This window comes from Pauljensenia sp. C0170B4, from assembly GCF_056590235.1.
Genome location: NZ_JBWPVS010000009.1, coordinates 13,028 through 27,319 on the forward strand (window position 1 = coordinate 13,028; position 14,292 = coordinate 27,319).

12 protein-coding genes and 1 tRNA gene are annotated in these 14,292 nt (G+C 56.3%); 1 reads left to right on the top strand and 12 read right to left on the bottom strand.

What is annotated here, in order from left to right; all coding sequences use genetic code 11:
• Positions 1-150: 150 nt before the first annotated feature.
• From AC1EJ1_RS09865 to AC1EJ1_RS09875, 3 genes are all read right to left on the bottom strand, one after another.
• The gene (locus tag AC1EJ1_RS09865) at positions 151-2,502 is read right to left on the bottom strand and encodes a YhgE/Pip family protein (RefSeq protein ID WP_480295775.1); all 2,352 of its coding nucleotides are present in this window, start codon (positions 2,500-2,502) and stop codon (positions 151-153) included.
• Positions 2,499-5,171: a YhgE/Pip family protein gene (locus tag AC1EJ1_RS09870; RefSeq protein ID WP_480295776.1), complete on the bottom strand. Its 2,673-nt coding sequence runs from the start codon at positions 5,169-5,171 to the stop codon at positions 2,499-2,501. Before AC1EJ1_RS09870 ends, AC1EJ1_RS09865 begins: the two co-directional genes overlap by 4 nt.
• A gap of 135 nt (positions 5,172-5,306) precedes the next feature.
• On the bottom strand, positions 5,307-5,885 hold the full coding sequence (locus AC1EJ1_RS09875; protein WP_285014702.1) for a DUF6363 domain-containing protein: 579 nt from the start codon (positions 5,883-5,885) through the stop codon (positions 5,307-5,309).
• A gap of 37 nt (positions 5,886-5,922) precedes the next feature.
• Here AC1EJ1_RS09875 and AC1EJ1_RS09880 point away from each other — a divergent pair, with 37 nt between their 5' ends.
• Positions 5,923-7,386: a recombinase family protein gene (locus AC1EJ1_RS09880; RefSeq protein ID WP_285014701.1), complete on the top strand. Its 1,464-nt coding sequence runs from the start codon at positions 5,923-5,925 to the stop codon at positions 7,384-7,386.
• A 158-nt stretch (positions 7,387-7,544) separates the two neighbouring features.
• Here the strand turns inward: AC1EJ1_RS09880 and AC1EJ1_RS09885 are convergent.
• The 9 genes from AC1EJ1_RS09885 to rplU form a co-directional block, all read right to left on the bottom strand.
• A tRNA-Ala gene (locus AC1EJ1_RS09885) sits at positions 7,545-7,620 on the bottom strand.
• A gap of 79 nt (positions 7,621-7,699) precedes the next feature.
• A complete protein-coding gene (locus tag AC1EJ1_RS09890; protein WP_285014700.1) occupies positions 7,700-8,404 on the bottom strand; it encodes a histidine phosphatase family protein in 705 nt (234 codons plus the stop codon).
• A gap of 26 nt (positions 8,405-8,430) precedes the next feature.
• Positions 8,431-8,817, bottom strand: a complete 387-nt coding sequence (gene rsfS / locus AC1EJ1_RS09895) for a ribosome silencing factor (RefSeq protein ID WP_285014698.1) — start codon at positions 8,815-8,817, stop codon at positions 8,431-8,433.
• Between the two features lie 51 nt (positions 8,818-8,868).
• Positions 8,869-9,501, bottom strand: a complete 633-nt coding sequence (nadD, locus tag AC1EJ1_RS09900) for a nicotinate-nucleotide adenylyltransferase (RefSeq protein WP_227469192.1) — start codon at positions 9,499-9,501, stop codon at positions 8,869-8,871.
• An 83-nt stretch (positions 9,502-9,584) separates the two neighbouring features.
• Positions 9,585-10,865: a glutamate-5-semialdehyde dehydrogenase gene (locus AC1EJ1_RS09905; RefSeq protein ID WP_092648481.1), complete on the bottom strand. Its 1,281-nt coding sequence runs from the start codon at positions 10,863-10,865 to the stop codon at positions 9,585-9,587.
• Positions 10,866-10,869: 4 nt separating this feature from the next.
• Positions 10,870-11,997, bottom strand: coding sequence for a glutamate 5-kinase (proB, locus tag AC1EJ1_RS09910; protein ID WP_480295777.1), 1,128 nt, complete (start codon positions 11,995-11,997; stop codon positions 10,870-10,872).
• Positions 11,994-13,532, bottom strand: a complete 1,539-nt coding sequence (gene obgE, locus AC1EJ1_RS09915) for a GTPase ObgE (protein WP_480295778.1) — start codon at positions 13,530-13,532, stop codon at positions 11,994-11,996. Before obgE ends, proB begins: the two co-directional genes overlap by 4 nt.
• A gap of 96 nt (positions 13,533-13,628) precedes the next feature.
• Positions 13,629-13,889 carry a 50S ribosomal protein L27 gene (rpmA, locus tag AC1EJ1_RS09920; protein WP_058236503.1) on the bottom strand — a complete coding sequence of 87 codons (261 nt, stop codon included), beginning with the start codon at positions 13,887-13,889 and terminating at the stop codon, positions 13,629-13,631.
• Positions 13,890-13,947: 58 nt separating this feature from the next.
• Positions 13,948-14,268, bottom strand: coding sequence for a 50S ribosomal protein L21 (gene rplU / locus AC1EJ1_RS09925; protein ID WP_285014734.1), 321 nt, complete (start codon positions 14,266-14,268; stop codon positions 13,948-13,950).
• Positions 14,269-14,292: the final 24 nt, after the last annotated feature.

Genomic DNA, 14,292 nt, shown 5'->3' on the forward strand with positions numbered 1-14,292 from the left:
ACCCCACCATTATGCACGGGAATAAGTTTTATCCGAGTCGGCTAGGCGGGCGTTAAATCCGAAAAAGACGCTGTCTTTTTCGGATTTTGGGCAGGAGGAAAAACTTATTCCCGTGCTGGACGGAGTGGGAGGTGCCCGGTGTGCGCCTGGCTACATGACTTTCGTTTTTTCGACCTCTTTGGCAATATCGTGGATCCGCCCGGCAATCGTATGCCGTAATACCAGACCGAGCACTAAGTTCGGAATCACAAACACCAGGATCATCACCAGGTTATAGGCAAAATCCCCTGCATAAATCCCGGCGATAGCTGAACGCATCAAATTAATCGCATAGGTGGCGGGCAGCCAGGGACTGATGTTTTGGAACCATTGCGGCAATAGTTCCAACGGATAAGCTCCACCAGCGGCAGAAATCTGTAGCACCAGTAACAACACTGCTAAGGCTTTACCCGCATTAGCCAGTGCCACCACCAGCGTATAAACGATAACGGTAAAGACGGTGGAAATAACCCAGCCTGCCAAAATCAGCAGGAAGGGATGGGCTGGTTCAATCTCCACAAACACAATCAGCCCGACCATCAGCAATGTGGATTGTGCCATCCCAATTACCCAGAACATAAAGTAACGCCCCAGATATTCTTGCGCCCCGGTAAATATAGACTTTTTTTCTGCGGCTTTCGCGGCTGTTTTCGCATCGGGAGTAGGTGCGGTTTCACTTGCCTTCGTTTCCGCCCCTTCCGACCGGGACAATTCCTCTGCATTCGCATCCGCACCGGCGACTGCATCAGGATCTTTCCGGACTCCCCTGCTGGCCAGATAGCGTTTAGCCACATTCTCAGAAACATCAGTGCGCAGGAAAACCCCCGCCAGGAGCGCCCCCACCCATAGAGCGATAACGGTGAAAAGCGGAGTCATCCCCACCCCAAAGGTGGCGACTGGGAACACCGCATTGCGTTTTACCGCTATCGGGGACGAAATTAATCGGGCAAAATCTTTGGGGTCAGCTCCTAACGTGGTGACGATTTTTTTCAAGTCCCCTTGCGACTGGGCAGACGAAATCTGTTCCCGAGCCTGATCCAAGCGGCGGACTCCCTCACGCATCTTTGTCGCGGTATTGTCCAGGCTATTTTGAGCCCGACGCATACTCGCTATCATCCCGCCCGCACTTTCCGACAGATCGGTTTGCACCGCCTGCAGATAGGAGCGGAAAATCTTCACATTTTTCCCGGCAGAATCCAGGTTCTTACGCAGGCTCTCAATTCTTGGCTGTAAGTTTTTCTCAAAATTGGATCGAGCGGTGGCAATAGCCTGTTGCGCGTCTGCTATGGCTTGGCGGGCTTTCTCTCTCAGGTCAGAATCGAGGGTTACTCCCCTGCGTAGGTCAGATGCAATACTGCCCAGTCGCTCGGACAAGGTTTGTTGGCGAGCTATCGCCGCGTCCAGCTCGGACAGCAATCGGTCAACGGCTGGATCCTTCCCTTCTAAATCCGCCCCGTCCGGTCCCAGTGCCTGCTCGAGTGCGTCCCGTGTTTGTTGGAAGCCAGCGATTTGTTTATCCAACAAAGTTTTCAGCTGTTCGACTGTGTCCGCACTGCTCTGGCTGGTGCTATTGGCCGAATTCAGCAACTCGTCTAACTGCTTTTGCAGATCGGAGATATTGCCTTCTGCCAGTCTCACAGCATCGTCGAGCCCAGAGGATACGGATGCGAGGGGATTGGTTGTTCCGCCGGCACCTTTTTTCCCGGAATCAAATGTGGAGTCAACAGCCTCCTCAAAGGAATCCTGCACCCCTGCAGCCAGCTGTTTTGCTCCGGTGGCGAGTGGCACCGCCGAACCTATCAAGGTAGACAGAGAACTAACGGTGTTCGCCCCGGAATTCAGTTCTGCAGAGAGGGTTTGGAGGTGGTTGCTCAGCCGATCCAGAGCTGCCTGAGTATCAGCATGCTCTAGATAAGAGGACACGTCCTCAGCGATAGCCACGGTGGCTTCTGCCAAGGTTTGCGAAAACACCGTGTTGATCTGCGCGGTGACTCCCTGGGCGCCTTGCGTGGTGAGATTGGCTGAGAGCGGGTTCTTCTTTTCATTGGTGTACAGCGTGATATTTGCCGGGGCTGCTCCGCCGGCATAGAAGGTAAACATGGACTTTGAAAAATCCGCCGGTAACACAATTGTCGCGTAATATTCCCCCGAGCGCGCACCCTCCAAAGCCTGATCTTTACTGGTTATTACCCAATCAAACTGGTCGTTTACTGCCAGTTCCTTAAGTACCGTGTCTCCCACATTTACTTTGACGTTCAGTATCTTGCTGGTGTAACCGTCGTCGGTGTTAGCCACAGCAATCTTCAGCTGTCCCGAATTTGAGAAGGGATCCCAAGTAGCCAACACGTTGAACCAGGTGAAGAACATGGGCACGACAATCAACAGGACCAGGGAAATCCGAACCATAATGCTGCTGCGAATCTGACAGAAATCGTCTCGGATGATGAAAAGTACTTCGTTCATCGCGTCTCCTCGCTGGTTGCGGAGGCATCGGATTCGCCAGCCGACTGCTCAGAACTATCATCCGCAGCGTCTACCCGCACAGACGCGCTAATGAGGCGACGTTTACTGCGACTGCGGTAATGTTCGCTGCTCAGGTTCTCCGACCGATTTGCGGTTTTGATAGCATTCGCGTCTCGCTGGCGGGCTAGACTCTCGAAAAGTTCATCTTCCGTCAGATGCGACAGTCCCTCGGCTCGTTCGATTGAGCTCTTTAGTACAACTACGCCAACCAGAGTCCCCATGATGGCCACTCCCCAAACCGCTACTAATCCCAGGAGCACGGGTTTACTGGCGGAGGTGAGCCAGGAAATCATCCCGAGCACAACCAGTACCAAAATCCCCACGCTACTCAGTCCCTTAATCAAAGCGGGATAGCGGGCATTGAACTCTTCTTGACGTCGCCGGATACGGGTGGAAAATTCTTTTCGGTTCGCCAGCAGCGCAATGATGTTACTCAAGCGGTAACCCCGACTTTGTAGCTGAACGTCTTCATTCACGACCAGTTCAGTGCGAGCCAAATCATCGTAGAACAGCTGGGTGAAGTAACCGAAACGACGCCTCCCCACAAACCCTAGAAGGAACATGGTGACGCTCATGAGCAATAGAACCGCCATAACATGCCAGAACCGCCCGTGATAGAACCCGCCGATAGTCTCTCGGATCGCGTTGATGCCGTAAGAAAACGGGAGCATCGGGGAAAGCTGGCGGAAGAATCTGGGCATGAGCTCGATCGGATAAATGCCCGAGGCACCGGGAATCTGCAACACCACCAGCAAGATTGCCAGGGCTCGTCCCACGTGACTGAACGCGGCTGCTAAAGCATAGATAATTGCCAAATAACACGGGCCGATCAGCATAGAGGTAGCAATGAAAGCGGGAGCGTTGGCGGCTTTCACTCCCAGCAGCAAACTGCCTACGCTGACAATTAACCCCTGCCCTATGGACAGCACCCCGGAGAGCATGAAGCGCCCCAGATAAGCCGAGCGCAAACTCAACCAGTCAAAGCCTTCTTTATCGACTTCTACCCGGAAAATTATGACCAGGATGAGCGCACCAATCCACAAGGACAGATTGAGGAACATAGCCGCCATTCCCGAACCATATGAGTTGATGGGAAAGAGGGGCTTCTGGTCGAATTTTACTGGCGAGGTTAAGTAGCATCCGATATTGGTCGGATCGAGCCCAATGACTGTTTTCAAAGTTCCCGTCCGAAGCGCGGTAGCCAGAGTCGCCACATCGTTTTGCGCCCCGCTAGCCGTATTGGACAGCAGGTTCAGGTCGTCCTGCACCTGATCAAGCACCTTTTGGGTGTCCCCAATCTGGTCATCGATTCCGCGGGTAAGCGTAGAAATTTCTTTAAGGGAAATCCGCGCGGTACTCACCGCGGAGTTGATGGCTCCCAGCTGCGCCGACAGCTGCGTCACCTGGGAGTTTAACTGAGATGCGGTTCGAGTGGACTCTTCCCGCAGACCAGTGGCGCCGTGTTGCGCGTCCGTCAGAGCCTGATTAAAGGATTTCATCAGTGCCTGCAAATCCTTGCTAGCGTTGGTGGCATCCGCCCCGGTTTTCCCGACCTTGTCGAGCAAATCCTGCATCTCGTTCAGCCGAGATTTCAACTCTGCAGCGAGCTCTTGTGTCTGCGGGAATCTTTCTAAAATCGCAATCTGCTCACGCATTTTCTCTATCGAGGTATTCGCTCTTTTAATTCCGGATTGCAGCTGCGAGTCTATTTCGGTAAGTTTATTTGTCGCATTGGAGACCGCCGAATCCGCCGCCGCCGAGGATTCATTGAGTGCTTTTTGGGCGTTAATACTGGCTTGTCCCGCCTGAGCAGCAAACTCGGAAGCATCAGAGACGACCGTCCCTAAAATTCCTTGCGCATCACTTAAAGCCGCGGAAACATCAGCCAATGCCGGGTCAGCTGCAGCCAGCGTAGCCCGGACTTTTTTCATAGTCTGTAAGGAACCCGTCACAGACGCACTGGCGGAATCCAAGGTGCCTTGCGCATCGACCAGATCCCGGTTAATACCGCTCAAGGCATCTAAAGCACTGCCCTCAGCACCAGCAATATTTGCGTCGATCTCTAGGGCACCGTCGCGCAAAGCTTGCGCAATGGCCTCGCCTACCTTGCCCCGGAAAGTTGAGGTGATTTGAATATCGAGTTCATTTGCTCCCGCACCGGTAATTTTGGGGGCAATGGCGCCTTTCTTTTCATTCACGTTGTATTCAATGGTCGGCTGATGGAGCTGGCCGCTGAAAATATCAACTAAATCTTTACTAAAGGTCTTAGGGATGACAAAAGTCGCATAAACTTCCCCGGTTCTGATTTTGTGATTGGCTGTGGCTTGATCAGTAAACTGCCAGCCCAGCTGCTTATTCTCTGACAATTTGTCGACTACCAGGTTGCCAACATTTAGCTGACCAGTTAGTGCGGATTCCGTTCCCACATCGTTGTTCACTACCGCTATGGGTAGGTTTTCCGTCGCGTTGTAGGGGTTCCAAAAGGCCAAAATATTCAGCCAAGTGTACAGGGCTGGGGTGACCAAGATACCGATGACCATAATCAGGGATCGCGGAACCGCGAAAATCCGCTTTACGTCACGAGCAAACACCCGGCAGCTATCTTTCACCCTGCCATAATAGCCTTGTGTTCAGATTCTGCAATTTCGCTCTACATCCCATTCAAAATCCCACGCAGAGGAATCCTAGTTTGCGAAAGTTTTACGCGTTCATCGCGGGATTTAAGTCAGGCAGACCCGCTCTAATTACATCCCTAAGAACTCTTTGACCTTTGGGAGTTCCCCTCGCATCTGTTCGTATCCGGCGGCGAAGCTTTCTTCCAGTTTCTCGGGATTATCTTCAAAATTCGCCACCCCCATATGCTGCGGATAAAACACATAAGCCTTTCCCTCGGACTCCAAACGGTCTAGTTCGGCTCGGGTTCGGTTGTAATTTATAGGGCGTTCAATAAGACTCTGAGCTGCCTGCGGGTACCGCGCTAGCAAGCAGCGGTACGCCAAATCAGGTAGACGATTTTCTTTCACGTATTCCCGCGGTCGGGTCAATAGAACCAGGAACTTTTCGTAACCATCTGCCTGCGCCACGTCCAAAGGAATTCCGCCAGAGCGTCCTATTGCTCCGTCCATGCACGCCTCACCTGCAATATAAGTGACTGGTGTAGCTATAGGCATGGATCCCGAAGCCTTGCATACGTGGGTTAGTTTTTGCTCCGAATCCACCTGAATCTGTGAAAAATATATTTCTTCTCCGCGCTGCGCGTTATATACACCTATCCGCCATTCGGCTGGATTTGCTACGAAACGCGCATAGTCCAGCTCGAGCATCCCCCCAGGCTCGGTCATGTCGTAGTAAATGTGGTAAGTGTCGAAAATCCCCCTACCTTTTAGCGCGCAGGTGGATTATTACGAGCACTACATCAAAAATCACGACGGCTGGCAATACGTCGACATCTACACCGATGAAGGAATCTCTGGCACTTCCACGAAACACCGCGAGGGATTCAACCGCATGATCGACGACGCCTTAGCTGGTCGCATCGACCTGATCGTCACCAAGTCCGTGAGCCGTTTCGCCCGTAATACCGTCGATTCTTTGACAACCGTGAGGAAATTGAAGGATAAGGGTGTGGAGGTGTTTTTCGAGAAAGAAAACATCTGGACACTCGACTCCAAAGGCGAACTACTCATCACCATCATGTCGAGCCTTGCCCAAGAAGAATCCAGATCTATCTCCGAGAACGTCACGTGGGGTCACAGGAAGCGTTTCCAAGACGGTAAAGTTTATATGCCCTACGGTAACTTCCTCGGATACAATCGCGGCCCAGACGGCAAGCCCGTAATCAACCCTGAGCAAGCCCAAATCGTGCGCCGCATCTACCGCCAATACCTCGAAGGCATGAGCATCCCCCAAATAGCGACATCATTGGAAGCGGATGGGATTCCCACACCGATGCGGCGGGCAAAATGGAGCCACACCACCATCCACTCCATCCTCACCAACGAGAAATACAAAGGCGATGCACTCTTGCAAAAGCGTTTCACCGTAGATTTCCTCACCAAGCAGCGCAAAACCAACGAAGGTGAAGTCCCACAATATTACGTGACCGGATCTCACCCAGCCATCATCGATCCTGAAACCTGGGAACTCGTGCGCTACGAGCTAGCAAAAAACACGAACCAAGGCCGGCGCGAGCGTGCCTTCACCGGTATGGTCTACTGCGCTCACTGCGGCGCAGCCTACGGCAGTAAGACCTGGCATTCCACTGATAAATATCGGACTATCGTCTGGCAATGCAACCAGAAATTCGCAGTTCCTCACCCAAAGAAAATGCCCGTACTACGCGATAGTCAGTTGCAGACAATCTTCCAAACAACACTCGCCAAGCTCATCAAAAGCCAGCAACTCATCGACTGGGACTACCTGATTACCACCACATCAGACACCACCGATTTAGAAGAACAAGCCTTACAGCAAGCAAGTGAAATCGAGGTAACTACCAGGCTCATCAACCAAGCCATCACCCGCAACGCTCATCACTCCCAAAATCAAGACGACTACCAAGAGCGCTTCACCCAGCTCAAAGCCCGCCAACGTGAAGCCATTACCGCCTACGAAACAACTCAGGTAGAAATTGAGCGCCGCCACGGCATCAAAGCCAAACTCACCAGGTTTAAGAAAACCATCCAAAACGCCACCCTCAGCCAAGACTTTGATCGAACAACCCTGCGTGCTCTTTGCCAGCACATCCAGATCACACCATCGGGCAAGGCGAGCGTAATCTTTGCTGACGGCACCAAAATAAAAATCCCAGCAGACAGCTATTAGAGCCACGCAAAACAAAAGGGCTGACCACCACTCAGGTAGTCAGCCCTATTTTTATGCCTGCGAGCAGGACTTTTAGATTTTGCGCGCGTTTTCAAATTTTGCGCGCACCTTTGCGCAAAACCCTAATTTTGCGCAATTGTATCAATTCAGTGTGCTCGTGGTGGAGCTAAGGGGATTCGAACCCCTGACCTCTTCCATGCCATGGAAGCGCGCTACCAACTGCGCCATAGCCCCAAATGGGTGTCACCACAGGCGACCTGTTCACTATAGCGAATCAGGACGCCATCGCACAATTCACACGATGTGCAGGTGATCACGCCCCGATTGCCTGCTCGCTCCACCCCACATTGTACGCAGCCAGCTGCCAGCCACCGTGCTTGCGATCGGGAACAAGCTCCGACCAGTGGCAATTATCCAAGCCCCGCAAACCGCGGAAAGAACCCGCATCCAGACCGAGCAGCGTTGTCAAGCCTCGGGAGATCGCCGACCCGTGCGCCACGACAATCAGCACGTCCCCCTCGTCCATGCCCTGCGACACGTCGGCAACGCCTGCAGCAAAACGCTCCCCCACCTCGCCGGACGGCTCGATACCCGCACCCGCAGACTCACCGGTAGCGGACCACTGGTCGAAAAACACCGGCATTAAAGAACGGATCTGCTCAATCGTCGCACCCTCAAAACGTCCATACGAGCGCTCGATGAAGCGCTTATCAGCATGAACACCGTCAACCGTCGTCCCACGCTGACGCAGCGCCGCCGCGACGATCTGGGCAGTTTCAGCCGCCCGCCTCAACGGTGAGCTGGCCACCACCACACGTGCGACGGAATAGGTGGCGGCAGCCGAAATTCCCACACCGGCAGGCGCACTGGTCACGCGCTGAGCAAGCACACCGGCTGCACGCCTGGCCTGCTCGCGACCATACTCATTCAACGGCACATCGGACATGCCCTGGAAACGCCGAGCCACATTGTGGTCGGTCTGTCCGTGACGCATACACACGATACGGGCAGGTGACATGGCACAGTTCCTTGAAGCCGACGCCCTTACGCGCCGAGCGCTTCCAGGTCCCGGTCCGCGTCAAGCTCAGTAATCGGCTGGTCAGCCCACAAGGACTCCAATGCGTAATACTCGCGGTCCTCATCGGTCAGGACGTGGATCACAACATCCGCGTAGTCAATCAGAACCCAGCGCCCCTCGGTACGCCCCTCAATGCGTTCAGGGCGAAGATCCAGCTGAGCTGCCAGCTCATCCATGATGTTCTCTGCAATGGCACTGACCTGGCGCGCAGATGAAGCCGAACAGATCATAAAGGCTTCGGACAGCGGCATACGTGCGCGCACGTCAATCATTTTCATGTCGGAGGCAAGCTTGTCAGACGCGGCCTGAGCCGCAACGGCGATAAGTTGGCTTGTGTGACTGCTGACTGTCACAAACACTCCCTACTGTTGGTGAACTCCCCTGACACCTCCAGTGTGCCACGACTACTGCTCGTATGGGTCATCAATCCCAGTTTGTGGCGCAGATGTATCCCGATACAGCCCATACTTCGCGATGTACTGCACCACGCCGTCAGGCACCAGGTACCACACAGGCTTGCCCTGGTTCACGCGATTACGGCAGTCAGTCGACGAGATCGCCATAGCGGGCACCTCAAGCAGGCGAATATTCGAATGCGGCGTCAACGGCTTCTTCAGCTCATGTCCAGGTCGCGTCACGCCGACGAACTGAGCCATCTCAAAGAGCTTGTCGGAATCCCGCCACTCAGCAATACGTTCGAGGGCGTCCGCACCGGTGATGAAGTAATAATCCGCATCCGGATCCTGGTTCTTCAGATCAGTGAGGGTATCGATTGTGTACGTGATCTTTCCACGATCAATGTCCACGCGGGACACTCCGAAACGCGGGTTCGAAGCTGTAGCGATCACCGTCATCAGATAGCGATGCTCAGCCGGAGTGACGCGCCGCCCCTTCTTGAAGGGCTGAACGGCGGTCGGCACGAAGATCACCTCATCGAGGTCGAATTCGCTCATCACTTCAGAAGCTGCCACGAGGTGGCCGTGGTGAATTGGGTCGAATGTTCCGCCCATGATACCTACGCGTCGTCGCTGTGTCACAAAGATCCCCTTTAAGTAAATCCCAGACCGGTGAGTTCACACTAGCCCAAGCCTCGGTTGCGCAGACGCATTCCGGTCACATGTCATGAACGGATATGCCCATCACCCTCGATAATCCACATCGTGCTGGTCAGCTCCTCCAGGCCCATCGGGCCGCGGGCGTGAAGTTTCTGCGTGGAGATCCCGATCTCAGCGCCCAGTCCCAGCTGGCCGCCATCAGTGAAACGAGTCGACGCGTTCACGGCGATCGCCGCAGCATCCACCTCGCGGCTAAAACGGTTCGCCGCAGCCAGCGAACGCGTGCAGATGGCCTCAGTATGTCCGGTCGAATACGTTCTGATGTGCTCGATCGCCTGATCCAGATCATCCACCACGCGCACGGCCAGATCCATCGACAAGTACTCGCGCGCCCAGTCCTCCTCTGTTGCTTCCTCCAGCATCGCCGAGTCAATCGACGGGTCGGATGCGTACTGCAGCGTCTGTGCATCGCCGTGGATGCGCACGCCCGCAGTCGTCAGGCGCAACAAGGCACTGGCCAGGAACTTTTCAGCGACCGCGCGGTGCACCAGCAATGTTTCGGCCGCATTGCACACACCCACGCGCTGAGCCTTCGAGTTGAGGATGATTTTCTCCGCCTGAGCCAGATCGGCATCTTCATGGACGTAGACATGGCAATTGCCCGTGCCCGTCTCAATGACGGGGACGCGTGCCTCTTCCACCACGGTGCGAATCAGTCCGGCACCACCACGCGGGATCAGTACATCAATTCCTCCGCGCGCATGCATCAAGGCGCGTGCACCGGCTCTGCCCCACTGGTCAACGCTCTGGACCGTATCTGGCGGCAGATCCACCGACGTCAACGCATCACGCATGACCTCGATAATGACCTTGTTCGACGCCTCAGCCGCGCTGCCACCGCGCAGCACAATCGCGTTGCCCGATTTGAGCGCCAGGCTGGCGGCGTCGATCGTGACATTTGGGCGAGCTTCATAGATCATGCCGACCACGCCCATCGGGACTCGTACCTGGCGGATCCGCAACCCTGTCTCCGTCATTGCGCCGCGCACAATCGTTCCCACCGGGTCAGCCAGTGATGCCACCTCGCGCACCGCGTCCGCAATGCCGGCCAGACGCTGCGCATTCAATGCAAGACGGTCGACCAACCCCTCATCCATGCCTTCGGCCTGAGCTCTGGCGACGTCCTCAGCGTTAGCCTGGAGGATCTCATCACTGCGATCCTCGATTGCTGCAGCCACCGCTCCCAGGGCGCGATTCTTCTGCTGCGTCGTCACGGTGGACAAGATGCGCGAGGCGCTCCTGGCTGCTTCCAGTACCTGCGAAATGTCAGCTAAACGTTCAGTCATACTCTTATCGTGACATACTTGCCGCTGATGCAAGCGACAGGATCGCCAAATCGTCGCGGTGAATCACTGGGCGAGGGTTATCCCACCCCTGACGACGCAGGTCATCCGCATTCTCGCCACTCATCTGCGCAATTGTGTCAGCATCGTAGGCTGCGATGCCGCGCGCAATCAGCCCGGTCGGTCCCGCCACATCGACAACGTCGCCGCTGCGGAAATTGCCCATCACCGCTGTGATACCTGCAGCCAGCAGCGACTTCTTGCGATCAGTCAGTGCGCGGACGGCACCCTCGTCAATGACGAGTTCTCCACACGAGGGGGCGGCGTGCGCAATCCACAGGCGCCTCGAGGCGGGGCGTGACGTCGTCGGCTCGAACCATGTGCCGACCTTACGCCCGGCGAACACCTGATCGAGCTTATCCGCGTTTGTCAGCAACACACCGATACCGGATGCAGCAGCCATCGTTGCGGCCTGCACTTTGGTGACCATGCCGCCCGTGCCCACCGACGATCCCGAACCGCCCACCAGCACCGCCCGCAAATCATCCGTGCGCGTCACGGTCTCTACCAGTTCGGCAGCAGGGTCCGAGGGCGGCGCTGTGTACAGGCCATCCACATCCGTCAGGAGGACCAGCGCATCAGCGGCCACGATCTGGGCCACGTAGGAGGCCAGCCGGTCATTGTCACCGAAACGCACCTCGCGTGTGGCGACGGTGTCATTCTCGTTGATGATCGGGACAACTCCCAGGGACAGGAGGCGCTCCATCGCGTCGCGCGCATTCGTGTAGTGCTCACGGTGCATGACATCGTCGGTCGTGAGCAGGATCTGTGCGACGTGACGATGGTGGGACTGAAAAGCGGCCGACCACTGTGCAACCAGGAGACCCTGCCCCATTGCCGCGCACGCCTGGACAGTGGCTAAGTCATGGAGACGCCCGGTAATCCCCAGCGGCGTGCGCCCTGCGGCCACGGCACCGGAGGAAACGATGAGGATTTCATGGTTGTCCCGGCACCACTGCGCGGCCATACCCGCAACCTGGTCAATCCGGTTCAGGTCAAGCCCCCCATCGGGGCGCGTCAACGATGAGGAACCGATCTTCACGACGACGCGTCGCGCACGCGTAACTCCGTTCACGCCCGATCGTCCTCGGTGCTCGGATCCGTCCACACACCCGATTCGCGTTCGGTCCACAGCTCGTCACGGGCCGCAGCTTTCGCGTCCATCGCGGCGCGATACTCCTCACGGCGTTCCCGGTTCGTGCGCCGCTTCAACGCATCGACACGGTTGTCCGTGCCGCGCGATCCAAGCAGTTCTGGCCCAGTCGTCAAGGAGGGCTCCCAGTCGAAGATCACACCACCTTCGAGCGGGCCGATCACAACCGTGTCACCGGCGTTGGCACCGGCCTGTGCGAGCTGATCTTCCACACCGATGGTGGCAAGGCGGTCGGCCAGGTAGCCGATCGCTTCATCGTTGGTGAAGTCGGTTTGCTTGACCCAGCGTTCTGGCTTGTCGCCGCGCACCTGGTAAACGGTGCGTCCTTCAAACTGACACGGCTCAACACTCACCTGGTTTACCTCATCCACAGGGCGTGGACGAATGACCGGTCGGGGTGCCTCGTCGGCTGCGTCCCGAGCTGCCCGGCGCTGTTCTTCAACCAGGGGTGCCAGTGCGAAAGCAAGTTCGCGCAGACCGCGGTGGGTCACGGCAGACACTTCCAGCACCGGCCAGCCAAACTCATCAAGGTCAGGACGGGCAAATTCGGCCAGATCCCGCCCATCGGGAATGTCAACCTTGTTGAGCACGATGACGCGCGGGCGTTCCATCAGCGGCACGTACCCGTGAGGCGTCCCCAGGTCGCTCTGGTATTGCGCCAGTTCATTTTCGATCGTCTTGAGGTCGCTGACCGGGTCGCGGTCGTATTCGAATGCGGCTGTGTCGAGGACGTGGACAATCACTGCGCAGCGTTCAATGTGGCGCAGAAACTCCAGGCCCAGGCCCTTGCCCTGCGAAGCGCCGGGGATCAGGCCTGGAACGTCCGCCATTGTGAAACGCATACCGCCGGCTTCAACCACCCCCAGGTTCGGGATCAGCGTGGTGAACGGGTAGTCAGCGATCTTCGGACGTGCCGCCGACATGGCGGCAATGATCGAGGATTTACCGGCCGACGGGTAGCCCACCAGGGCGACATCGGCAACGGATTTGAGTTCAAGGATGATGTCGCGCGCCTCGCCGGGCTCTCCCAGCAAGGCGAATCCGGGCGCTTTACGGGCTTTCGATGCCAGTGCGGCATTGCCCAGGCCGCCGCGGCCTCCCTCGGCAGCGATGAACTGAGAGCCTTCGCCTGTCAGGTCAGCCAGCAGTTCGCCGTCCGCGCTCTTAACGGTCGTGCCGTCTGGGACAGGCAGGATGATGTCGGCTCCGTTTTTCCCCTGCCGGAAGTCTCCCATGCCGGGTGTGCCGTTTTCGGCGCACTGGTGTGGGCTGCGGTGGTAGGCCAGCAGCGTGGTGGTTTGCGGGTCGACCTGCAGAATCACCGAGCCGCCGTTGCCTCCGTCTCCCCCGTCGGGACCTCCAAGCGGCTTGAATTTTTCGCGTTTGACTGACGCGACGCCGTTGCCTCCGTTGCCTCCGGCACAATGAATCAGAACGTGGTCAACAAAATCCGCCATGGTGGTCCTTTAGGTGTAACTGACTGACACAAACAATGATACGCAACAGGAAAAGGGCGTCCGGCTCACGGCCGAACGCCCTTGACGCTGAATGAATCAGGCAGACACGGACTCCACGACGTCGACGACGCGGCGGTCGCGACGCTTTCCGAAGGAAACCGAACCGGGCTTGAGGGCGAAGATGGTGTCATCTTTGCCAATGCCGGTGTTACGTCCGGGATGGAAGTGTGTGCCGCGCTGACGGACAATGATCTCGCCAGCATTGACGAATTCGCCACCGAAACGCTTCACGCCCAGGCGCTGAGCGTTCGAATCGCGACCGTTGCGGGAAGAACCGAGGCCCTTTTTATGTGCCATGTTAGTGGTGCTTTCTCTCTTCGAACGACTAGAAACTCAATCAGATCAGTGGGATCGTTCAGGCGATCTCGGTGATCTTGATGACCGACTGCTTCTGCCGGTGACCTTGACGCTTACGGTAGCCAGTCTTGTTCTTGAATTTGACGATGGAGATCTTCGGGCCTTTGGTAGCGTCGATGACCTCAGCCTTAACGGAGACCTTTGATAGTCCATCTTTATCAGTGGTGACGGCGTCGCCGTCGACCAGCATCAGTGGCTGGAGTTCAATGCTGGATCCGATTTCATCGGCCAGCTTATCGACGACTACGACGTCTCCGACGGACACTTTTTCTTGTCGGCCGCCGGCCTTGACGATCGCGTAGACCACGTTGAAGCTCATCTCTTTACTCGTACGGAACGAATC